The organism is Pseudoalteromonas sp. Isolate6 (genome assembly GCF_022398435.1).
In the GTDB taxonomy this organism is placed as follows: Bacteria; Pseudomonadota; Gammaproteobacteria; order Enterobacterales; family Alteromonadaceae; genus Pseudoalteromonas; species Pseudoalteromonas galatheae.
In genome coordinates, this window is sequence record NZ_JAKEVK010000039.1 from 1 (window position 1) to 22,131 (window position 22,131).

The window sequence follows — 22,131 nt, forward strand, 5'->3', positions numbered from 1 at the left end:
ACTGTATATAGATACAGTTATCATAGTGAATTTTGACGAAAAACGCCATAGCTGCAAAGAGACTGTCTCCAGTCTCTTTGCAAACCAGCAAACTTACGTTCTTAATAAATTAAGTTGCTTATGCTTTTGTTCGACTATCTGCGTCATAGAACTGGCCGCTTGCTCAACCTCATCTGCGAACTTCGAAAGCTCAGCAGCAGCATCTGAAATGCCCGTCGTATTTGTATTAATTTCTTCGGTCACCATACTTTGCTCTTCCGCCGCCGTAGCAATTTGTGTTACTTCATTAGAAATGCTTGTCAACTCAGCTACTAGCGTGCTCATTAACCTAGCTGATTCTTGGCAATAACTCACTGCATCTTCGCCTAGCTGTACAGAGCTCTCAATGATCCGGCCTGAGTTCGCGACTTCACTCTGTAGGTTATCTATTAGTTTACTAATGTCGTCCGTCGATGCTTGTGTTTTTGACGCCAAAGCTCGAACTTCATCTGCAACAACCGCAAAACCACGTCCTTGCTCCCCTGCCCTTGCAGCTTCAATTGCCGCGTTTAAGGCCAGTAAGTTAGTTTGTTCTGCTATGGCTCTGATCACCTCCAGTATTTTGGAAATATCATCACTGCGTTCTGATACCTTCACCACTGCTTGTTTTGCATCAATGACTTGATCCGCCATTGATTGCACCGTTTCGGTCGTTTTAATGATGCTTTGTTCACTTTGCTGAACTTGATCAGCGGCTTGATTCGTACTTGCCGCCGCTTTTTCAGACGCCCGAGCCACCTCGGAGGCCGTCGCACTGAGCTCGTTAATTGCGGTTACTACGCTGTCTATCTCTAGATGCTGATTGGCAACTTTGTTTTTGATGTTAATTGCGGCTTCAGTTGTTCGATGTGACTGCTCGTAGGAAGATTCAGCAAGGCCTTTGAGGTCATCAATCATCTTGCGCAGTTTATCAGTAAAGCGATTAAAACCATGTGCCAAGGCAATTAACTCTGCATGATGACTCACTTCTAGCTCATGCGTTAAATCACCTTCGCTAGACGCTAAGTTCTCGACTCGTTCCTGAATATGCGTAAGCGGGCCAATAATTGTGTTCACTAATACTACCGCAATGGCAATGCCTATAACCGCAATAACAACTCCAATGGTAAGCATCCAACGACCAACAGAATCTGTCGACTCCTCAAGCTGACTTTGCAGGGTGGTTGCAGAGCTAAGTGCAATTGCCTTAGGAAGCTCAATTACAAGAGACCAAGTGGTGTTTGGTAACGCAATTTTAATCGGTACAGCTACGACTAAATCCTCACCAAACTCTTTAATCCCAGAGCCTGTGTGCAGTGATTTTAACACCTCAGCCCTATCAGACTTTGTCGACTCAGCAAGTGGACGTGCTAGGTTCTTGTAGTGGCTGGAACCCACAACAAGACCAAGCTCACTTAATAAGGTTACTTTAGCGGCTCCTGAGTAAAGTGAGTTTGAGAGCTCGTCAACCATGGTCTGGAAAATAGGCAAATTTACATCCACGCCCACCAAACCTCTAAATTGACGATTGACCACGACTGGAGTGGTCAATGAAGTCATCAACATTTGGTTGCCCGGAGAAATTTCATATAAATAGGGTTCCATGATACAAGGTGCAACTTTATCTTTTGCGCACAAATACCACTCGGCTTCTCGTAGGCCAAATTCATTGATTACATCGGCATACTTTTCTTCTGCCGACTCAACTTTTTGTTGCATCGGACCATCGGCTTCTTGAGTAAAGTAGAGCTCTAAGGTACCGGCGCCCGGCACGGAGTGACTCGAACCATCTTGATTGCTGGCATCATTGCCATCGTAACCATTCGGTTCAAACTGTGCATACATAGAAGATACAAAGCGATTTTGCTTTAGCGCACCATAAACAATCTCTTGCACTTGTTCACGGCTCAGAGGATCCTGCTTGGTGGTATGAGATAGCACACCAGCCAAAGTGTAAGGAACACGATAGGCTTCATTAATAAAGCCAGCCACGCGTTGCCCATATTGATTACCTTTAGCAATAAGGCCTTGGGATATTTCATCATAAATCGCTTGTTGGACCCCTTCACTTTGCTTGGTATTTTCTGCTGCAAGGTGAAACCACATTGTTGTCACTAATATAACAACCAAACTCGTTACTAATGCTGTTACAAAGAGTAAGAGTTTGTTTTTAATCGAAGCTTGTTTCATAACATTCCCAGTATTTAGACTTAGTATGCAAACAAATTGCACTACACGTTCATCATCAACTTGATAAAACGAGTGACCCCTATTTTTATCGGCAACTATGAAGCCTTTTTTAACTGTAGCAAAAAAATTAATAACGTACTGAAATTTATGGTGCTTAGGAGGAAAATTTTGAGAAATAAATTATAAAGCGATAGATAAAGAAAATAGCGCCGAAGCACTATTTTTTTATCTTATCTTTGCCAGTCGTCTTTTCATTACTTGGCAAACGGTGATGTATTGCTGACTTAATCAGCATATACCCAGAAATGGGGGCAGTGAGCAGCAAAAATATCGAAATCAATATTTCCTTCACACTTACGCCGTCAGTTGTGGTACTGAAATACACCATTGCCGAGGTCAATAAGCAGGCCATTCCAAGCGTTGTCGCTTTTGTAGGACCGTGGAGGCGCATAAAAAAGTCAGGCATTTTCACAAGGCCAATAGAGCCTATCAATACAAACGCACCACCTAACAGTAATAAAATCGAAATTATCCATTCTGACATATCGCTCTCCTACTCTATGATGTCGCCGCGTAGCAAATACTTACATACCGCAACCGTACTTACAAAGCCAAGCATCGCTATTAATAATGCAGCTTCAAAGTACAATGCTGTCCCCATACTCATTCCGTATAGAATAATAAGGGCAATGGTATTTATGTACATGGTATCCAGCGCTAAAATTCTATCTGGAATTGAAGGCCCGACAACTAAACGCCACAGGTTTAACAAAAGTGATACACCTATCATCGCAAAGACAATAAGAATTACAGTTTCTAGCATTCAAAAATCTCCTTCAATGGCGCTTCATAACGAGATTTAATAGTCTCAATCAATGCTTTCTCATCCGTAAGATCTAACACATGGATCAGTAAGTATTTACGTTCTGGTTTTTCGCCACTTTTTACCGACTCGGGCCAAGGGTATACCTCGGCACTTACGGTACCAGGAGTTAACGATACCGTGCTGGCTAAAATAGTAATTGGCATAGCTTGATCTATATCGAGCGGCACCAACACAAAACCGGGGCGTAATTTTTTCGTAGGTCCTAAGATCTTTATCGCCACCTCAACGTTGGCGGTAATAATATCGTAAAGCACCAACAACAAATGAGTAAGCGCACGCCATGGCTTAATGATCAGTGGTTGCTTAGTCCTAAACCGATAGGTAATAAGCGGGATCACAATAGCTAGAATGGTCGCGAGAATAAGATGCCCAGCTGACACGCTATTATTCAGCAACAACCACACAGTAAATAATAATAAGCTGCGAAATGGCGTTGGTAGCCATTTAAACTTTGCTTCTAAACGCATCTATTTCGCTCCTTTTAACACTGCATTAGTCATGCTAGAAAAGTCGTGCAAAGAGTCGGCTGCCGACAATGCGTAATCAGTCAATGGGCCGGCGAAAATCACCATTAACGGCGCACAAATTATCAAGGTCAGGATTGCGATAATTTGGGCTGGATGCGCTTTTTCTGCCGATTGTGTATCGACCTTACCGGTATGATGCCAAAACACGGTACTTCCGGCTTTTGAAACGCTAACCAGTACCGCTAAGCTTACCAACAAATATACCGCCCAAAACCAGTATGTATGACTCGACTCAATAGTCGACTTTAAGATCCATACCTTGCCAATAAAACCAGATAACGGTGGCATACCAATCACAGTAATTGCGGCAATTGCAAACATGATCCCAAGTAACATAGGTTGAACCACTGGACGACCCGCAGTGATCCTGTCAGCAACTTTGCCCCTTTGTTTCCCCACTAAATCAGCGAGTAAGAACAATGCAGCTGACACTAATGTCGAGTGCACCAAATAGTAAATGGCTGCAGCACTGCTATTTACCGTTTGGACGGCGACTAATGCCACTAAGGTACCAACCGACACCACCACTAAATTTGCAGACAGCTTGCGCAAATCTTGACTAGCAAGCACACCAATTCCACCCATGACGATAGTCGCCAGTGCAAGCCACCATAGCCACTCTTGTGCCATATGACTTAATTCACCAGCTTGGTCGCCAAAAATCAGCGTATAAACGCGCATCATCGAATACACACCCACTTTAGTCATGATTGCAAATAAAGCAGCAACAACAGGTAACGCGGTTGCATAGGTGTTTGGTAGCCAAAGGTGAAGCGGTAGCAAGGCACCTTTTAGTGCAAATACAACCAATAATAACAAGCCACCAATCTTAGCAAGATAAACATCGTCTCCTTGTAAGAACGTGATCTTATACGCCATATCCGCCATGTTTAGAGTACCAAGCACACCGTACAAGATACCCAATGCAATCAAAAATACCGACGAACCCACTAGGTTTAGGATCACATATTGCAGTGACGCACGGGTATTATGCTTATCACCACCATGCATTAACAGCGCATAAGATGCTATCAACAAAATCTCAAAGAATACAAATAGGTTGAACGCGTCACCAGTTAAAAAGGCACCGTTTACCCCCATCACCAAAAAGTGCAGTAGCGGATGGAAGAAGCTTCCTCTTTCGTCATCTCCAGCACAGCTATACAGCGAGCACACAAAACACAACAAAGCGGTTAAGCTGACTAACAAAGTAGAAAGTTGATCAGCAACTAGCACAATGCCAAACGGTGCTTGCCAGTTACCAATCGCATAAACTTGAATGCCAGACTGCTGAACATGTAGTAAAAGTGAGGCACAAGCTGCAAACGTAATCAGCGACATAAGTACAGAGACTTTACGCCTAATCGCTAGGTTTTTCCCGCACGGTGGCATCAGCAGGATCACCCCTGCCAACATAGGTAATAAAATAGGCAAAGAAGTCAAATGTTGGATCATGCTTTACCCTTTTTGTCAGGAACAATACCATTTACATGGTCGTTACCCAAATCTGAACGACCGCGGATAGCTAATATCACAACAAATGCCGTCATCGCGAATCCGATAACAATAGCCGTCAATACCAAAGCTTGCGGCAGTGGATCTGCATACTCACTGCTATAACCGAGCACGGCAGCTTTGTTTAAGGTCAATCTACCCGATGCGAACAAAAACAAGTTAACCGCATAAGACAACATAGTTAAACCAAGAACAACAGGGAATGTTCTTGCTCGTAGAATCAAAAATACGCCACAGGCTACTAGTAAGCCTACGCACGATGCATAAAGCAATTCCATTAAATATTCACCTCTTCTTTGGGCGCATTTGCCGTTACTTTACCTAGGCTCGCCAAAATCATCAGCGTTGCACCTACCACGGTGATATAAACACCAAGGTCGAATGCAATGGCACTTGCCAACTCAGTTTTACCTACCAATGGGATATCAAAATAATCAAACCATGAGGTTAAGAATGGTTTGCCGAAGAACCAACTACCTACACCAGTTGCCAGAGAAATAGCGATACCCGTTGCGATAATCTTGCGGTAATTGACATCAAAGCGCTCTGCAATCCAATTCGAACCATGAGCAATGTATTGTAAAATAAAGGCTATTGCCGTGATTAGACCTGCGATAAATCCACCACCTGGAAGATTGTGGCCACGCAAGAAAATATAAACCGAAACCAACAACGCCAAAGGCAATAAGCTTTGCGAAATACTTGCTAGCAGTAGTGGATATCTCTCTTTCGCCCAAGGTCTTCCTTCACTATCACTACCAGGCATAAATAGTGGTAAGTTAATGAGCAACTTATAAATTCCAAGCGCCGCAATACCCAAAACGGTAATTTCACCTAGCGTATCAAAACCACGGAAATCTACTAAGATAACGTTAACAACATTCGTCCCGCCACCGCCAACCTTGGCATTTGCAATAAAGAACTCAGAAATACTGTCTAGTGGTCTTGTGATTAAGGCGTAACTAATACTTCCGATGATCACACCAATTGCTGAAGCAATACCAATATCACGTAGTACGCGAATAGAACTTGATTCCTTCGGCGTTCTTTGCGGTAAGAAGAATAACGCAAGCATTAACAGGATAATGGTTACAACTTCTACCGTTAACTGAGTAAGCGCCAGATCCGGTGCTGAAAAGCGTGTGAAAGCAACCGACACCATGAGACCAACAACCGAAATCATCAGCAGTGCAACCATACGAGTACGATGCCAAATAACCGTACCAATTGCCCCAATCATTAATAAGCCAGCCCCGATACCGTTATGCACATCAATTGGCGTCGGCTCTAAATTACCCACTAACTGTGACATTTCAAACAGTGGCCAACCAGCACTCACCAACACAACAATAAACATCAGCATTAGATAACGCTGTAACGAACCATTTTCTATTGCGTTTACACGCGCGCGACTCCAAGACACTATGTTGTACATAGTGCGTTCAAAGGTTTTCTTTGCGTTCATTGGCGGTAATGAAGCTTGGAATTGGAATAGATATTTGCGCTGAGTATAAATTAATAAACCACCACATACCGCAAGGCCACTCATAAGCAGTGGTAAGTTAAAGCCATGCCAAATAGCAACCTCAAAGGTTGGCGCAGCCTCCCCTAATACCGCACTTGATGCTGTTTTTAACATGCCATCAACGATAAAGTTAGGGAACATGCCCACTATCAAACATAAAGCGACCAAGATTTCGATTGGAAAACGCATATAGCGTGGTGCTTCGTGTGGCTCCTTAGGCAAGTCAATTGGATCTCCGTTGAAGAATACGTCATGAATAAATCGCGCCGAATACGCTACAGAGAATGCACCGGCGATTGTCGCCAAAATTGGAATTAGCCATGACATAGAGCCCAGAAGTTGCTGGTGTAGCGTCTCGGCAAAGAACATTTCTTTAGACAAGAAACCATTAAGTAGCGGCACCCCTGCCATCGCAGAAGCGGCAACCATCGCAAGCGTTGCGGTATAGGGCATAAAACGCCACATACCGTTGAGCTTACGCATATCACGAGTGCCCGTTTCATGGTCGATGATCCCCGTCGCCATAAATAAAGAGGCCTTAAACGTTGCGTGGTTAATAATATGGAAAACCGCCGCAACAGTCGCAAGTTCAGTGTCCAGACCAAGTAATAAAGTAATCAGGCCTAAATGACTGATCGTTGAAAACGCCAGAAGGCCTTTTAGATCATGTTTAAATAGCGCAATATAGGCACCAACGAGCAGCGTTGCTAAGCCAGTTAAACCTACGAGGATAAACCACAGCTCTGTACCCGCTAGCGCAGGATAAAAGCGTGCCAGTAAGAATATCCCAGCTTTCACCATAGTCGCAGAATGCAAGTACGCACTTACAGGCGTTGGTGCAGCCATCGCGTGCGGTAACCAGAAATGGAATGGGAATTGCGCAGACTTAGTAAATGCGCCCAGTAGCACAAGGATTAACGCCACTTCATACAATGCATGAGATTGAATAAGCTCACGACTCGATAAAATCACATCGAGGTTATAACTGCCAACAATATCTCCTATCAACATCAAGCCAGCGAGCAGCGCTAAGCCGCCACCGCCTGTGATAGCAAGTGCCATTTTCGCCCCTTTGCGGGCTTCTGACTTATGCCACCAATAGCTAATAAGCAAAAATGAACTAATACTGGTAAGCTCCCAGAATAGCCACAGCTGTAATACGTTATTAGACATAACGATACCAAGCATAGCGGTCATAAAGAGCATTAAGTAGGCATAAAGTTTAGGCATGGAATCATTGGGACTAAGGTAGTATCTGGCATAGAAGATAACCAACATACCAATGCCCAAGATCATGAAAACGAACAGCAACGCAAGACCATCCAGTCTAAACGCGATGTTAATATCTAGAAGCGGAACCCATTCAAATGTGTACCGAATAGTCTCTCCTGCAAAAACGGCAGGGGCGAGATCAACAGCAAGTAAAATTGCCACTGCTGGCGCTACTAAGGTTATAGCAGTCGACTGATTACGGGAAAGCTTTCCCGTAAATGCAGAGATAAAACTGCCAATTAAGGATAGCAAGGGTATCCAAAATAAAGTCATAGATGAAACCTTTTATTTGCGTCGTTATGGCTCGTTTAGATTAATGCGACAATCCCCCTTCCAGTTGGAGCGATCGGTACACATTAACCACACGTACATGAACCCTGTTATACTTGATTAGTGTTTGAGTTGTCTAGAGTTTCACTTTCTAGCTGATGCTATTTTAGCCAACCTTAACAAACTATTCAGAATAAGTTCAAAACTATTCAGCCGAATTAACCGCTATTTTATCTTCTAAACGTCTTGAATTCAGTACAGTTAACCACCTTTTACGGTAATTTTCATCTAACTTAATTGATTGATATTCCAGCAAAGAGTGACTGTTTGAGGGTTTATATGAGGGAAGTTTACCTAACTCACAGGTACGACTCGGCGCCCAATTGTTCGGCGCTTGGTCACCAACGTAAAGATTTGGTGCCTTTTGCCCTGAAGTCGCGCAAAGCCACTTTGCTTTTTTAGCTGGTATTGGGTACTCATCTTCAAAGCCACTAAAATGCATAAGCTCATGTATCAGCGTATTGTAAGTGCTGGAGGCGCTCAAAGTCATGTGCCTGCCACTGACATTAGCAAGCCCTTCTGCTGCCATGAATACGAGGTGATCATATTTCGACAAGCTCTGCTCGTGTTGTAAGTCGCATACAGCAAAACCTCTTTGCGTCTTACAACTGAGTTTATTCGCCGCATATATCGGCGTAGATAAGCAATATGTGCCTTTGCCCGGTTCTGGCTGTCGCTCATAGGCATTCTTAAGCGCTTGCAAATGCTGCAAACCATCTAAATCACTGGCAATTAGTGCAAGATTAAACTGACAGGATACGCTTGAATGCTGACGCTCTGAGAGAGTATAAAACTGTCCTAAGTAAGGATTATTCAAAAATGTCGTTACAGCCTTTCCTTGCCACACCGCGAGCAGTGAAGTGAGTTCTGAGTTTAACGCGTAACGCTTTGAAAGTGCATAAAGCAAATGATATTGGCCAAGTGATATTAACTGCTCGGACACTTGCTGGCGCTGTTGACGATTTAAACGGGGCCAAGCATCAAGTAAAAGCAGCTTAGTGCTACTTTCCTCTTGAGCACTCAAACTACGCTGTAAGCGTTCAAACTCCCATTTTGGTTGCTGTAAGCCTGCAATGGCTTTTACTAATTGTGCACTTGCTTGTGAGGGTAACACCTCAAGCTCTGGTGCAATGGCAAAATAGCTATTTGGATTAGCGACGACAAGTGCTGATTTTTGCGCGATAGAGAGATGTGCATAATTAGGGCTGCTTGAAATCAGCAGCCCTATAAGCATAAAAATAAACAGGTGTTTAGCTCGCGTCTTGTTCGTCATTCAACTGGGCAAGTAAATCAAGCTCAAGACGCGCGTATTTATGTTCTACAAACTCATATACATTAGTTGCCAGCGCGAGCTTAAAATAGCTAATAGCAGAAGCTAAATCGCCTTGAACCTGATACCGCTTAGCCAGATAAAAATAGGCTTCACAAAGACGCTGCGCGTATTCTTCTTGGGTGCTCACCCCCTCAGAGATCTGTGCTAGAAACTCTTCTTCGGATAGTGTGCCCAAATACAGTGCAACTAGTTGAGAGGACCACTCTTCAGGATCTAAAGCTTGACTATTTGCCGCTAGTGTTTGTTTAGCAAGTACACCGTCTACTTGCTGCTGAGCAATATACAGCCACATGGCGCGGTACGCATCTTTTGGAGCGCGCGCCAAAAAGGCTTCAAAATCTTTTACAGCTAAATCAGCTCGCTCGCCGTAATACAATGCGATGCCACGATTTAAATAGGCATATTCATGTTGCTCGTCAAGCTCTAGAACGGCATCAAACATTTCATATGCCCGGCCATAGTTTTGCTCTAACGTTTGATGAATACCAAGAAAGTTATAAACTTCCGCGAGATCTGGTTTAATTTTTACGGCACGATTGAAATCAATGCGAGCAAGAGTTTGTAAGCCAATGCTATCGTACAACATGCCACGATTGTATAGCAGTTGTGCGCGTTGTTCATTTGCCATATCTGGTTGCAAGAGTAACTCGTTAAATCGAGCAATGGCAATCTCATTACGGAAATTGGCTTGAAGTGGTACTGCAAGCGGAACATTTACAATGTTTTTAGTGGCCTCTGGCTGCGTGCTTTTACATCCTACCAGCCCCATTAGCACTAATGGCACAACTATTTTCGCTAACTTCATTTCCTTCCTCATTCAATGGCATTTGCCCGTTTAGAGTCTTTGCACAGGTATACCAACAATCTGATTATTTACTAAAACTTTGCCTAGTTCTCTATTGACCAGATAAACTCAGTTTTGTTTCATCATTTTGAGTCAAACAGCATTAAAGCATAAAAAAAGGGGCTATTCAGCCCCTTTACACTTCTATTCTATGCAAAGCCTTGCAGAGATTACTCAGCACCCTCTTCTTTAGGCTGCTCAGCTTTTTTCTCTAAAGCTTCTTTGATACTTAAGCGAACACGGCCTTGGCGGTCAACTTCAAGTACTTTAACTTTAACTTCTTGACCAACAGATAGGTGATCTGAAACGTTATTTACACGCTCTTCACTGATTTGTGAGATGTGCACTAGGCCATCTTTACCAGGTAGTACGTTTACAAACGCACCGAAGTCTACGATACGGATAACTTTACCAGTGTAAAGCGTACCAACTTCAAGCTCTGCTGTAAGCGCTTCGATACGTGAAATAGCAGCTTGTGCACTATTACCATTCGTTGCAGCGATCTTGATAGTACCGTCGTCTTCAATTTCAATCGTTGTATCTGTTTCTTCAGTAAGCTGACGAATTGTTGCACCACCTTTACCGATAACTTCAGCAATCTTCTTCGCAGGGATCTTCATCGTGTAGATACGTGGAGCGAACTCAGATAGCTCTTCAGAAGGCGCAGAAATCGCTTGGTCCATCACACTTAGGATGTGTAGACGCGCAGCTTTCGCTTGGCGAAGCGCGATCTGCATGATTTCTTTGGTGATACCTTCAATCTTGATATCCATTTGTAGTGCAGTTACACCGTTTGCTGTACCCGCTACTTTGAAGTCCATATCACCTAAGTGATCTTCGTCACCAAGGATGTCAGAAAGTACGACGAAATCTTCGCCTTCTTTCACTAGACCCATCGCGATACCAGCAACTGACGCTTTAACTGGAACACCAGCGTTCATTAGCGCAAGTGAAGTACCACATACTGATGCCATTGAAGATGAACCGTTTGATTCAGTGATCTCAGATACTACACGTACTGAATATGGGAATTCAGCCAGTGTTGGCATTACTGCCGCAATACCACGCTTAGCTAGGTTACCGTGGCCGATTTCACGACGCTTAGGAGACCCTACAAAACCCGTTTCACCTACACAGAATGGAGGGAAGTTATAGTGAAGCATAAAGTGATGCTTGTGAGTACCAGTTAGGTCGTCTAGCATCTGCGCGTCACGCTCAGTACCAAGGGTTGCTGTTACAAGTGCCTGAGTTTCACCACGAGTAAAGATTGCAGAACCGTGAGTACGTGGCAGTACACCCGTCATCACGTCTAGCGCACGAACCATATCTGGTTCACGACCGTCGATACGTTTTTCGCCAGCAATGATGCGGCTACGTACAATTTTCTTCTCAAGTGAGCTGAATTCTTTACCTACCACTTGCTCATCTAGTGACTCGCCTTCGGCAACTTCAGCGCCTAATTTTTCAATGACTTCTGCTTTTGCTTCAGAAAGTGCTTCTTTACGTGCAACTTTGTCAGTAATACGGTAAGCATCACCTACTTTTTGCTCTGCAATTGCAGCTACTTTTTCAGCTAGGGTTAAATCTTTTTCAGGTGCAGTCCAATCCCATGCTGCTTTACCAGCTTCAGCGCGGAATTCTTCGATTGCTTTGATGATAGCTTGTGATTGCTCATGACCGTATACAACAGCGCCAAGCATTTCTTCTTCAGTTAACACTTCAGCTTCTGATTCAACCATTAGTACTGCGTTTTCAGTACCTGCAACAACCAAGTCAAGCTTACTTGTCTCTAGCTCTTTAAGAGTTGGGTTTAGTACATATTGACCGTCGATGAAACCAACGCGCGCTGCACCTAGAGGGCCATTGAATGGAATACCTGAGATAGCTAGTGCAGCTGAAGTACCAATCAAAGCAACGATATCAGGTTGGATCTCTGGATTTACAGAAACCACTGTCGCGATAACCTGAACTTCGTTTACGAAGCCGTCTGGGAATAGAGGACGAATTGGACGGTCGATAAGACGAGCTGTTAATGTCTCACCGTCTGAAGGACGACCTTCACGCTTCAAGAAACCACCAGGGATACGACCCGCAGCGTACATTTTTTCTTGGTAGTTAACCGTTAGTGGGAAAAAGTCTTGGCCAGGAGCCGCTTCTCTTCTTCCTACAACAGTCACAAGTACCGAAGTATCACCAATGCTTGCAAGTACTGCGCCGTCAGCTTGACGTGCGATAGCACCTGTCTCTAGAGTCACCGTGTGTTGACCTAGTTGAAATTCTTTAATAATTGCTTGCACAATATTTTCCTTACTAAATTGTTTTCAACGCCAACGGGGACCAATCACAGTCTTAAATAAACTCATCATAATTTACTTAAGCACTACAATTGGAAATCCAATTGACGCTCGTTTAAAAGTATTTTTAAACGGCTGTAAGTATACTGATAGAACAGCCACAAAAAAAGGGGCTAATTAGCCCCTTTTTTACTGTTGGATAAATTTCCAACAAGAAATCAAAAATATTAGCGACGTAGGCCAAGCTCTTTGATTAGTGCAGCATAACGGTCAACGCTCTTGCCTTTTAGGTAGTCAAGAAGGTTACGACGTTGGCTAACTTTACGTAGAAGACCACGACGAGAGTGGAAATCTTGCTTGTGGTTAGCGAAGTGACCTTGTAGCTTGTTGATGTCAGCAGTTAGAAGTGCAACTTGTACTTCTGGTGAACCTGTATCACCTTCTGCGCGTGCGAACTTTGCTACGATTTCTGCTTTCTCTTGATTGCTTAGTGACATAATAACTCCAAAATAAGTTTAGTAATGCTTCAGCCGATCACTAATTCAGCCAAAGCGGAAGCTGGCGGATTATACCAGCATAAACTCCCCTTGCATAGGAAGATTTTATTGTGATTCCGGCTGAGCGGAAGATAGCGCGCGTTTTGCTTTCAATAACCCTTGAGGATTACGCTCACCAATCCCAACAAACTTGCCATCAGCAACCACTTTAACAATACCGCCTGGTAAATTTTCGACAGCAACGGTTTGCCCATGACCAAAAGCAACACCTTGCTCAGCGCTAATATCAACAACGCTCAAGTCGACCAAAGCGGTATCCATTGGCAACAATAATTCATCGAGATAAGTCGAAGGCGCAACTTCTTCCGCTTTTGCTTTCTCAAGTAACGCTTCTAGCTCGACTAAGGTAATCATTTTGTCGCTAGGGTAATGACCAACTTCACTACGGTGTAACATAATGACATGCGCACCACAGCCAAGTTTCTCCCCCAAATCATCGACTATCGTACGAATATAAGTGCCTTTAGAGACATGTACTGTCATTTGAATTTGTTGAGTTTGCTCGTCGTATTCATCTAACGTAATACGATAGACATTAATCTTGCGGCATTTTCGCGGTACTTCGATACCTTCTCGGGCATATTTGTATAGCGGTTGGCCCTGATATTTGAGCGCCGAATACATCGAAGGGTACTGATCAGACTCCCCCAAGAAACTGGCAATTTCTCGTTCTAGCTGCTCAAGTGTTACATTTACTGGTCGCGTTTCAACTATTTCACCATCAGAATCTGATGTCGTCGTGCGCTCACCCAGCTGTGCTCTCACCACGTAGGTTTTATCGGTATCAAGCAAAAACTGGGTAAACTTAGTCGCTTCACCAAAGCAAATTGGCAACATACCTGTTGCCAGCGGATCCAAAGCACCAGTGTGGCCCGCTTTTTGAGCGAAATAAATGCCCTTTGCTTGCTGCAGTGCTTTGTTAGAAGAAATACCTTGCGGTTTATTTAATAACAGAATGCCGTCGATCGCACGGCCTTTGGTGCGACGCGCCATTACTCTTCCTCTTGGTCTTTATCTCCAGACTCAGGACCGCGCTTTGCGTTGTCTTCTCTGATCACAGAGTCAACCAAGTTAGAAATACGCATACCTTCCATTAGGGAGTTATCAATAACAAATTTAAGCTCAGGCATGATACGCGCACGAATACGCTTGCCAAGAAGCGAGCGAATATAACCGGTTGCTTCATTCAGAATAGCCGCACTTTGCTTAGTTTTGTCTTCATCATTGGTATTCAACACAGTAATGAATACTTTTGCATAAGAAAGATCACGTGATACCTCAACAGCTGACACTGTTACCATACCCAATCTAGGATCTTTAATTTCGCGCTGTAGGATCACCGCAATTTCTTTTTGAATTTGCTGTGCTACACGATCTGTACGAGAAAATTCTCTCATTTTCACCACTTAAAATTTCAAAATCTATGAGATCACAAATGGGGGCTAGTGCCCCCATCTCAAGTATTTTAACAACTTACAATTAAAGCGTACGCTCAACCTGTACAGTTTCAAATACTTCGATTTGGTCACCGACTTTAACGTCGTTGTAGTTCTTAACGCCGATACCACATTCCATACCGCTACGAACTTCAGCAACGTCATCTTTAAAGCGACGTAGTGATTCAAGCTCACCTTCGTAGATAACCACGTTATCACGAAGTACACGGATTGGCGCGCTACGTTTAACCACACCTTCAGTTACCATACAACCTGCAACAGCGCCGATCTTAGGTGACTTGAACACGTCACGAACTTCAGCAAGACCAATGATCTCTTGCTTAAATTCTGGTGCAAGCATACCTGTCATTGCTTGTTTTACTTCTTCGATTAGGTTGTAGATAACGCTGTAGTAACGTAAGTCTAGGTTCTCAGTATCAATAACTTTACGAGCAGAAGCGTCCGCACGTACGTTAAAGCCAACCATAATAGCGTTAGAAGCCGCTGCAAGGGTTGCATCTGTTTCAGTGATACCACCAACACCAGAACCGACGATCTTCACTTTCACTTCATCTGTAGACAGTTTAGTCAATGAATCAGCGATTGCTTCGATAGAACCTTGAACGTCTGCTTTCAGTACGATGTTCACTTCAGATACGTCGCCTTCAGTCATGTTAGAGAACATGTTCTCAAGCTTCGCTTTCTGCTGACGAGCGAGCTTCACTTCGCGGAACTTACCTTGACGGTATAGTGCCACTTCACGTGCTTTACGCTCATCACGAACTACTGTCGCTTCGTCACCAGCAGCTGGTACGCCAGAAAGACCTAAGATCTCTACAGGAATTGAAGGACCCGCTGATTTGATGTCTTTACCGTTTTCGTCTTTCATCGCGCGAACACGACCATATTCAAGACCGCAAAGTACGATATCACCTTGGTTTAGGGTACCTGATTGAACAAGTACAGAAGCGATAGGACCACGACCTTTGTCAAGACGAGACTCGATTACCACACCAGACGCCATACCTTCTTTAGAAGCTTGTAATTCTAATAGCTCAGATTGCATTAGGATAGCTTCTAGTAGCTCGTCAATACCAAGACCAGTCTTAGCTGAGATATGAACAAACTGCGTTTCACCACCCCAGTCTTCTGGGATTACGTCTAGTTGAGCAAGCTCATTCTTAACGCGGTCAGGGTCAATACCCTCTTTATCCATCTTGTTCACGGCAACGATAAGTGGTACTTCGGCCGCTTTGGCGTGCTGTACCGCTTCTTTCGTCTGAGGCATTACACCATCATCTGCAGCAACAACTAGTACAACGATATCGGTTGCTTTCGCACCACGAGCACGCATTGACGTAAACGCCGCGTGTCCAGGAGTATCTAGGAAAGTGACCATGCCACTGTCTGTCTCAACATGGTATGCACCGATATGCTGAGTAATACCACCGGCTTCGCCGTCAGCAACTTTCGCTTTACGAATGTAGTCAAGTGTTGAGGTTTTACCGTGGTCAACGTGACCCATTACTGTCACTACTGGCGCACGTGGCTCAAGAGACCCCTCTTCACTGCGGTCACTTAGCACTTTTTCTTCCAGTTCATTTTCTTTTACTAGAACAACTTTATGACCCATTTCTTCAGCGACTAGCTGCGCAGTTTCTTGATCGATAACTTGGTTAATCGTAACCATGTCACCCATCTTCATCATGGTCTTAACAACTTCCGCACCTTTCACTGCCATACGAGAAGCAAGTTCTGCAACAGTGATAGTTTCACTGATACGTACTTCTTGTTTCACTTCGGCTGCAGGTTTTTGGAAACCGTGCTGTAACGAAGTTGGCGCTTTTAAGCGACCTTTTTTACCTTTCAGCTTCCTCGCATTCGCTTCTGCTGCTTCATCTTTTGCTGACTTTTTCTTCTTCTTACGACGTGCGCTTTTCTCTTCACGTGCGTCAGATTCATCTTCAGCTTCACGTGCGTAAGTTGAAGTTGTCAGGTGATGATCGGCATTTTCTTCACGACGAAGACGCTCTTCCTCTTCCGCCTTCCAACGTGCTTCGTTTTCTTCAGCTAGACGACGAGCTTCTTCCGCTTGACGTTTTGCTTCTTCTTCTGCCTTTTTCAGGGCTGCCGCTTCTGCTTCTTGACGCAGACGCTCAGCTTCTTGACGTTCTTTAATTTGTTGCGCGCTATCCACTTCTTTACTCTGCTTATCTTTGGCTTGACGTTCAGCATCCGCTTGTCGCTTCGCCTCTTCTTTAGCTTTGCGCTCGGCTTCCTCGTTGGCCTTGCGTTCCGCTTCTTCGCGCGCATTGCGCTCAGCTTCTTCTTTGGCCTGTTGCTCTGCTTGTTGCTGAGCCATTAACTCTGCTTCTTTGCGCGCAGCTTCCTCTGCAGCTAAGCGTTCTTGCTCTTTCTGCTGCTCGATTGCGCTCTTTTTAACGTAAGTGCGCTTCTTACGGACTTCTACAGATACAGACTTTGCTTTACCAGACGAGTTAACACTCAATGTGCTTTTACTCTTACGCTGTAGAGTCATACGCTCAGGGCCGGTTGAACCAGTGCCACCGTGTTGCTTGCTCAAGTGATCAAGCAACGTCGCCTTTTCGGATTCAGTAACTTGGTCGCCCTCGGCTTTGGTGATCCCTGCATCTTTTAACTGTTGTAGTAATTTATCAACAGTTGTACCAATACTCTCGGCTAGTTTGTTAATGCTCACTTCTGCCATACGTGATGTTACCTCCGTTAATAAATTACTCTTCGCTGAACCAGCAAATGTTACGTGCAGCCATGATTAGCTCACCAGCTTGCTCTTCAGATAACTCAGAAATTTCGACTAAGTCATCAATACCTTGCTCAGCAAGATCTTCAAGTGTAACGATACCTTTGCTAGCAAAAACAAAAGCGGTGTGACGCTCAAGTCCTTCCAGTGCTAGTAGGTCTTCTGCAGGCTCTGCATTTTCAAGACTTTCTTCATCGCGAAGCGCTTTCGTAGTCAGTGCATCTTTTGCACGATTACGTAGCTCTTCAACTGTTTCTTCGTCTAGACCGTCAATTTCTAAAAATTCAGCTACTGGTACATAAGCAACCTCTTCAAGTGAAGAGAAACCTTCGTTGATCAGTAACGTTGCAAAATCATCGTCGATGTCTAGATTTTCAGTGAATAGATTAACCAGTTTATCTGATTCTTCCGCGCTCTTACGCTCCATCTCTTCCACTGTCATTACATTTAGTTCCCAACCAGTAAGTTGGCTAGCTAAGCGTACGTTTTGACCATTACGACCAATCGCTTGCGCTAGATTGTCAGCTTCAACTGCAATTTCCATCGTACGCGTATCTTCATCCATTACGATTGAAGCTACTTCAGCCGGTGCCATTGCGTTGATTACGAACTGTGCTGGGTTATCATCGTAAAGTACGATGTCAACACGTTCACCGCCAAGCTCTGAAGAGACTGCTTGTACACGTGCGCCACGCATACCAACACACGCACCTACAGGATCGATTCGCTTGTCGTTTGATTTTACAGCGATTTTAGCACGAGAACCAGGGTCACGTGCAGCGCCTCTTAGTTCAATCATTTCTTCGCCGATTTCAGGAACTTCAATACGGAACAGTTCCATCAACATTTCTGGCTTAGAACGCGTAACAAATAGCTGTGCACCACGTGCTTCAGGCTTCACTTCATACAGCAGACCTCGTACACGGTCACCTGGACGGAAGCTTTCGCGTGGTAGCATGTCTTCACGGTAAATTACCGCTTCAGCATTGTTACCAAGGTCGATAACGATAGCGTCACGCGTTGCCTTTTTAACAACACCTGTCACTAGCTCGCCTTTTTGATCTTTATATGCATCAACAACTAATGCGCGCTCAGCTTCTCGTACTTTTTGTACAATTACCTGCTTCGCCATTTGTGTCGTGATACGGTCAAATTTAATTGATTCGATCTGTTCTTCGACGTAATCACCTAATTGAATATCCGGCTCATCAACTTGCGCCGCTTCAAACGTAATTTCCGCATACGGATTTTCTAGTGAACCATCTTCTTGTGGCTCAACCGCTTTCCAACGACGAAAAGTATCGTACTCGCCCGTTTTACGGTCGATAGTAACGCGTACTTCGATTTCACCGTCGTGCTTCTTTTTTGTTGCTGTCGCTAGTGCGAACTCTAATGCTTCAAAAATCTTTTCTCTTGGGACCGCTTTTTCATTGGAAACAGCTTCTGCCACCAATAATATTTCTTTTGCCATAGGTAATGCCTCGCTTGCCCTTGTCCTTCGCACTCAAAGTTAGAATTTTGCGATGATATTGGCACGTTCAATGTTACTCAACATCAAGATAAAATCCTGACTGTCAACTTTCAACGTGATCATATCGCCATTAACTGCTACTAAGTCGCCTTTAAAATTACGGCGACCTTCTTGCGGAAGTTTAGTACGCAAACGTACTTCCTCTCCCACTGCTGCTTCATAGTGAGCTTGTTTGAATAATGGTCTGTCAACACCAGGAGAAGATACTTCCAAACTATATTCGTTCGTAATCGGGTCTTCGACATCTAAAATTGCACTAACTTGACGACTCACTTCCGCACAGTCATCTACATTAATGCCGTTTTCATGATCGATATATACACGAAGTGTAGAATGACGACCAGCTTGCACAAACTCAAGACCGAGTAATTCAAAGCCACACGCAGCAACTGCAGGCTCCAACATTTCAGTCAAATCTTGCTCGAGTTTTGACACAGAACTCCTCCATACAAACAAAAAAAGGGCCTAAAGCCCCAAATCATAGCTGCTTGATCTTGGGCTCAGAATACACCTTGCGCCAGATACAACAACGCCCCGAACCAAGCGGGGCGTCACACGAATAACAAACTGTGTGGCCAAAGGCCGTGCTTGGTTTGCGAGCTATCTCAGCCAAATTAATCATCAACTTAAACAAAAAAGCTGATGCTTAAACGCAAAACGCGCATTACAAGGAATGCGCGAAATCAAAGAACTCAATCTTTAACTTGGTTGCGGGAGCCGGATTTGAACCGACGACCTTCGGGTTATGAGCCCGACGAGCTACCAGGCTGCTCCATCCCGCGCCAACACATAAAATTGTTTTACTTCTACTTTTCAAAGAAGTGGCAATCGGATTTGAACCGACGACCTTCGGCTCTTTACAAAATTAAGCGCCCGACCATCTATCAAGCAACTCCATTCCACACCGAAACATAAAATTGTTTTACTTCTACTTTTCAAAGAAGTGGTAATCGGATTTGAACCGACGACCTTCGGCTCTTTACAAAATTAAGCGCCCGACCATCTATCAAGCAACTCCATTCCACACCGAAACATAAAATTGTTTTACTTCTACTTTTCAAAGAAGTGGTATCTTAAAAATACCATTTTACTGAGCAATGCATCGCTCATGCTTAAAGACAATTATACTGAAAAACAAAAGTCTCAGGCCTATTGCCTAAATATGCTGCGTATTATAAAGACAGTATGCCTAGATAGCAACCTTGATTTAGAACTATCTTCTGGTGTTTCAGTTCATTGTTGAGGTGCAATCCGGCATTTTACTTTTCATTTATCACACCATCGCACCCAACTCATCGGTCTAGTTTGATTTTGACACTGCTTTATGTAACAAAAAATAAACTCCTGATCCATAATTGAGTGCAATAAAATTAACTTCTTTCATTGATTAAACTAAGATTGAAGCAAGAGAGCCTTATCGATAGTAAGGCAAGAGCTTTACTATTTAATTATCTTAAAAACAATTTTTAACGTAATAAATGATAGGTTTGCTCCTTCAAGTCGAACAAGCTATTAATTGAAGCTGAAGTAGGAACAAAATGATGAAAGAAAGGAAAACCAAATGAAAGCAGCTATAAAATCAAGCTTATTACCAGCGTTATCTTTATTTAGCTTTGAAGCATTTGCGACTCAATGTGAATCGGCAGGACCACAAACACCGAGAGATATTGATAGTTTGCAAGGTCACAACAAACGGGTTTTTGCTATGGCTCCACCAAAAGAAAAACTCAACCTATGTAACATTCACTTTCATAAAAATGCGGAACATAAAGCCAAAGACTTCTCTGTCGTTTCCAATGACCCGAAGTATGGTGGATTCCAATGTAATGCAACTGCAAGCCTCACCCCTGCGGAGCTTGCTCCTGTAGAAGATAAAGTATGTAACAACGTAAAGCCCGGCGATACAATTGAAGTACACTGGGTTCATAGCTCTTGTGATGTAAAACCAGGGCCCACACTTGGCGCTTGCTTGAACGACAGCTGTGCCAACCCCGATCTGCGCGTTGAAACTCAGGTATTTTTGGTGGTTAATGATAAAAATGCGCAAGACTTCACTGCGCTTGATTATCAAGGGCAAGTTGGCGGCTACCATCAAGCAGGTGCTCTACCAAGTAATACAGGCACGCCGGTTGAGTTTCTAGGTTCAACCACAGGACCTAGCTATAACAACCAACAGTGTTCACCTTTACAGGTAAGCTGGAGCGTACGCCCAAGCTGTGCCAAGGTTGATATAAATAGTCTCGCACGTTGGTGTAATGACAATGCTTTTGAAGAGGACCATGCGCATGGCATTCGCAAACTTGTGACAGATCCACGGTTACTTTCTCCAATTACGCACTAATATTTTTAAATGAACGTGGGCCGTTGCTCAATATCGGCCTACTATAGCTGGCTTCAGCATATTGAAATTCAATTAATTATTGCAATGTAAGAAAACTCTCACAAAAAGATATTAAAAAGTCTCGCATTTAAAAAAAACAGCTATACTCAAGCTTAGGCTATTTGTTTTCTTGAGCAAAGGATCCGCTCTTCACCAGTTTGAAGAGGCGTCTATGAGCATAACTCCCTATCAATATCAACTTTTAACTCAAACGCTAGCGAGTATTCGCCCGAATTTCCACGGCTTTTGCACCTCTTGGTATAACCAGATCCAACATTACGATTTACGTATGCAAATACCAACAAGCGCTGGACAAATTATAATCTGGGAACATCAGATATTCGATTTTGTACAAAATTGCGTAATGCGGATTCCGCAACAATCTAACTTATTGCTTTATCTGCAAAAGCAACGAGAAACACTTTTATTTATGGGTACGACAGAAAGAGATATCAGTGTCTTACTATTCACATTTACCGCAACATTGAAGAGCCACCTGGGCAGGCACTTTACCAGTGCCGCAAAGAATGCTTGGAATAAAGCGTTGCTACTTATAGAGAATATGCTTCGTTTTGAGTTATTCAAAAAGACAAATGTTATTGGCCTGCAGGAATTTAAAAAAGCACAACAGCAAGTGAACTAACTGAGCTTCTAGTCATAATTAGACAACTGCAAACACTAAAAGCCAAAGTCTTGCTGAGCTTGCAAGTC

General features: G+C 43.7%; 18 protein-coding genes and 1 tRNA gene. 2 read left to right on the plus strand and 17 right to left on the minus strand.

Annotated features, from left to right (window positions below; genetic code table 11):
* Nucleotides 1-93 precede the first annotated feature (93 nt).
* The 17 genes from L1D50_RS07990 to L1D50_RS08070 all read right to left on the minus strand — a co-directional run bounded on the left by L1D50_RS07990 (nucleotide 94) and on the right by L1D50_RS08070 (nucleotide 19,822).
* Nucleotides 94-2,208 carry a methyl-accepting chemotaxis protein gene (locus L1D50_RS07990; protein ID WP_128725533.1) on the minus strand — a complete coding sequence of 705 codons (2,115 nt, stop codon included), beginning with the start codon at nucleotides 2,206-2,208 and terminating at the stop codon, nucleotides 94-96.
* A gap of 217 nt (nucleotides 2,209-2,425) precedes the next feature.
* Nucleotides 2,426-2,752, minus strand: coding sequence for a Na+/H+ antiporter subunit G (locus L1D50_RS07995; RefSeq protein ID WP_010370840.1), 327 nt, complete (start codon nucleotides 2,750-2,752; stop codon nucleotides 2,426-2,428).
* A 9-nt stretch (nucleotides 2,753-2,761) separates the two neighbouring features.
* Nucleotides 2,762-3,031, minus strand: a complete 270-nt coding sequence (locus tag L1D50_RS08000) for a K+/H+ antiporter subunit F (RefSeq protein ID WP_010370838.1) — start codon at nucleotides 3,029-3,031, stop codon at nucleotides 2,762-2,764.
* Nucleotides 3,025-3,561 (minus strand): Na+/H+ antiporter subunit E, encoded by a 537-nt coding sequence (locus L1D50_RS08005; protein WP_128725532.1) that lies wholly within the window; start codon nucleotides 3,559-3,561, stop codon nucleotides 3,025-3,027. The genes L1D50_RS08000 and L1D50_RS08005 overlap by 7 nt, the downstream gene beginning before the upstream one ends.
* On the minus strand, nucleotides 3,562-5,076 hold the full coding sequence (locus L1D50_RS08010) for a monovalent cation/H+ antiporter subunit D (RefSeq protein WP_138524692.1): 1,515 nt from the start codon (nucleotides 5,074-5,076) through the stop codon (nucleotides 3,562-3,564). It abuts the gene before it with no gap.
* The gene (locus L1D50_RS08015; protein ID WP_010370832.1) at nucleotides 5,073-5,414 is read right to left on the minus strand and encodes a Na+/H+ antiporter subunit C; all 342 of its coding nucleotides are present in this window, start codon (nucleotides 5,412-5,414) and stop codon (nucleotides 5,073-5,075) included. The genes L1D50_RS08010 and L1D50_RS08015 overlap by 4 nt, the downstream gene beginning before the upstream one ends.
* Nucleotides 5,414-8,206 carry a monovalent cation/H+ antiporter subunit A gene (locus L1D50_RS08020; protein WP_138524690.1) on the minus strand — a complete coding sequence of 931 codons (2,793 nt, stop codon included), beginning with the start codon at nucleotides 8,204-8,206 and terminating at the stop codon, nucleotides 5,414-5,416. The genes L1D50_RS08015 and L1D50_RS08020 overlap by 1 nt, the downstream gene beginning before the upstream one ends.
* 202 nt (nucleotides 8,207-8,408) lie before the next feature.
* Nucleotides 8,409-9,536: a hypothetical protein gene (locus L1D50_RS08025; protein ID WP_138524688.1), complete on the minus strand. Its 1,128-nt coding sequence runs from the start codon at nucleotides 9,534-9,536 to the stop codon at nucleotides 8,409-8,411.
* Complete coding sequence (gene nlpI, locus L1D50_RS08030) at nucleotides 9,514-10,401, minus strand: lipoprotein NlpI (protein WP_128725529.1); 888 nt, start codon at nucleotides 10,399-10,401, stop codon at nucleotides 9,514-9,516. Before nlpI ends, L1D50_RS08025 begins: the two co-directional genes overlap by 23 nt.
* Before the next feature lie 209 nt (nucleotides 10,402-10,610).
* The gene (gene pnp, locus L1D50_RS08035) at nucleotides 10,611-12,737 is read right to left on the minus strand and encodes a polyribonucleotide nucleotidyltransferase (protein ID WP_128725528.1); all 2,127 of its coding nucleotides are present in this window, start codon (nucleotides 12,735-12,737) and stop codon (nucleotides 10,611-10,613) included.
* A gap of 224 nt (nucleotides 12,738-12,961) precedes the next feature.
* Nucleotides 12,962-13,231, minus strand: coding sequence for a 30S ribosomal protein S15 (gene rpsO, locus L1D50_RS08040; protein ID WP_010370825.1), 270 nt, complete (start codon nucleotides 13,229-13,231; stop codon nucleotides 12,962-12,964).
* A 105-nt stretch (nucleotides 13,232-13,336) separates the two neighbouring features.
* A complete protein-coding gene (gene truB, locus L1D50_RS08045) occupies nucleotides 13,337-14,284 on the minus strand; it encodes a tRNA pseudouridine(55) synthase TruB (RefSeq protein WP_239965844.1) in 948 nt (315 codons plus the stop codon).
* Nucleotides 14,284-14,688, minus strand: coding sequence for a 30S ribosome-binding factor RbfA (rbfA, locus tag L1D50_RS08050; RefSeq protein ID WP_128725526.1), 405 nt, complete (start codon nucleotides 14,686-14,688; stop codon nucleotides 14,284-14,286). The genes truB and rbfA overlap by 1 nt, the downstream gene beginning before the upstream one ends.
* Nucleotides 14,689-14,770: 82 nt before the next feature.
* The gene (gene infB, locus L1D50_RS08055; protein ID WP_128725525.1) at nucleotides 14,771-17,455 is read right to left on the minus strand and encodes a translation initiation factor IF-2; all 2,685 of its coding nucleotides are present in this window, start codon (nucleotides 17,453-17,455) and stop codon (nucleotides 14,771-14,773) included.
* Nucleotides 17,456-17,480: 25 nt separating this feature from the next.
* On the minus strand, nucleotides 17,481-18,980 hold the full coding sequence (gene nusA / locus L1D50_RS08060) for a transcription termination factor NusA (RefSeq protein WP_128725524.1): 1,500 nt from the start codon (nucleotides 18,978-18,980) through the stop codon (nucleotides 17,481-17,483).
* Between the two features lie 39 nt (nucleotides 18,981-19,019).
* Complete coding sequence (rimP, locus tag L1D50_RS08065) at nucleotides 19,020-19,475, minus strand: ribosome maturation factor RimP (protein ID WP_088531273.1); 456 nt, start codon at nucleotides 19,473-19,475, stop codon at nucleotides 19,020-19,022.
* Nucleotides 19,476-19,745: 270 nt separating this feature from the next.
* A tRNA-Met gene (locus tag L1D50_RS08070) sits at nucleotides 19,746-19,822 on the minus strand.
* Nucleotides 19,823-20,601: 779 nt separating this feature from the next.
* On the opposite strand from L1D50_RS08070, the gene L1D50_RS08075 reads away from it, so the two are divergent.
* Both L1D50_RS08075 and L1D50_RS08080 read left to right on the plus strand, forming a co-directional pair.
* Entirely contained in the window at nucleotides 20,602-21,381 is a 780-nt protein-coding gene (locus L1D50_RS08075; protein WP_138522430.1) for a delta-class carbonic anhydrase, read from the plus strand.
* Between the two features lie 211 nt (nucleotides 21,382-21,592).
* The gene (locus L1D50_RS08080; protein ID WP_239965845.1) at nucleotides 21,593-22,063 is read left to right on the plus strand and encodes a hypothetical protein; all 471 of its coding nucleotides are present in this window, start codon (nucleotides 21,593-21,595) and stop codon (nucleotides 22,061-22,063) included.
* Nucleotides 22,064-22,131: the final 68 nt, after the last annotated feature.

Coding starts and splice junctions, on each gene's coding strand:
- L1D50_RS07990 (WP_128725533.1), bottom strand. CDS start 2,208: ATGAAACAAGCTTCGATTAAAAACAAACTCTTACTCTTTGTAACAGCA.
- L1D50_RS07995 (WP_010370840.1), bottom strand. CDS start 2,752: ATGTCAGAATGGATAATTTCGATTTTATTACTGTTAGGTGGTGCGTTT.
- L1D50_RS08000 (WP_010370838.1), bottom strand. CDS start 3,031: ATGCTAGAAACTGTAATTCTTATTGTCTTTGCGATGATAGGTGTATCA.
- L1D50_RS08005 (WP_128725532.1), bottom strand. CDS start 3,561: ATGCGTTTAGAAGCAAAGTTTAAATGGCTACCAACGCCATTTCGCAGC.
- L1D50_RS08010 (WP_138524692.1), bottom strand. CDS start 5,076: ATGATCCAACATTTGACTTCTTTGCCTATTTTATTACCTATGTTGGCA.
- L1D50_RS08015 (WP_010370832.1), bottom strand. CDS start 5,414: ATGGAATTGCTTTATGCATCGTGCGTAGGCTTACTAGTAGCCTGTGGC.
- L1D50_RS08020 (WP_138524690.1), bottom strand. CDS start 8,206: ATGACTTTATTTTGGATACCCTTGCTATCCTTAATTGGCAGTTTTATC.
- L1D50_RS08025 (WP_138524688.1), bottom strand. CDS start 9,536: ATGACGAACAAGACGCGAGCTAAACACCTGTTTATTTTTATGCTTATA.
- nlpI (WP_128725529.1), bottom strand. CDS start 10,401: ATGAAGTTAGCGAAAATAGTTGTGCCATTAGTGCTAATGGGGCTGGTA.
- rpsO (WP_010370825.1), bottom strand. CDS start 13,231: ATGTCACTAAGCAATCAAGAGAAAGCAGAAATCGTAGCAAAGTTCGCA.
- truB (WP_239965844.1), bottom strand. CDS start 14,284: ATGGCGCGTCGCACCAAAGGCCGTGCGATCGACGGCATTCTGTTATTA.
- rbfA (WP_128725526.1), bottom strand. CDS start 14,688: ATGAGAGAATTTTCTCGTACAGATCGTGTAGCACAGCAAATTCAAAAA.
- infB (WP_128725525.1), bottom strand. CDS start 17,455: ATGGCAGAAGTGAGCATTAACAAACTAGCCGAGAGTATTGGTACAACT.
- nusA (WP_128725524.1), bottom strand. CDS start 18,980: ATGGCAAAAGAAATATTATTGGTGGCAGAAGCTGTTTCCAATGAAAAA.
- L1D50_RS08075 (WP_138522430.1), top strand. CDS start 20,602: ATGAAAGCAGCTATAAAATCAAGCTTATTACCAGCGTTATCTTTATTT.
- L1D50_RS08080 (WP_239965845.1), top strand. CDS start 21,593: ATGAGCATAACTCCCTATCAATATCAACTTTTAACTCAAACGCTAGCG.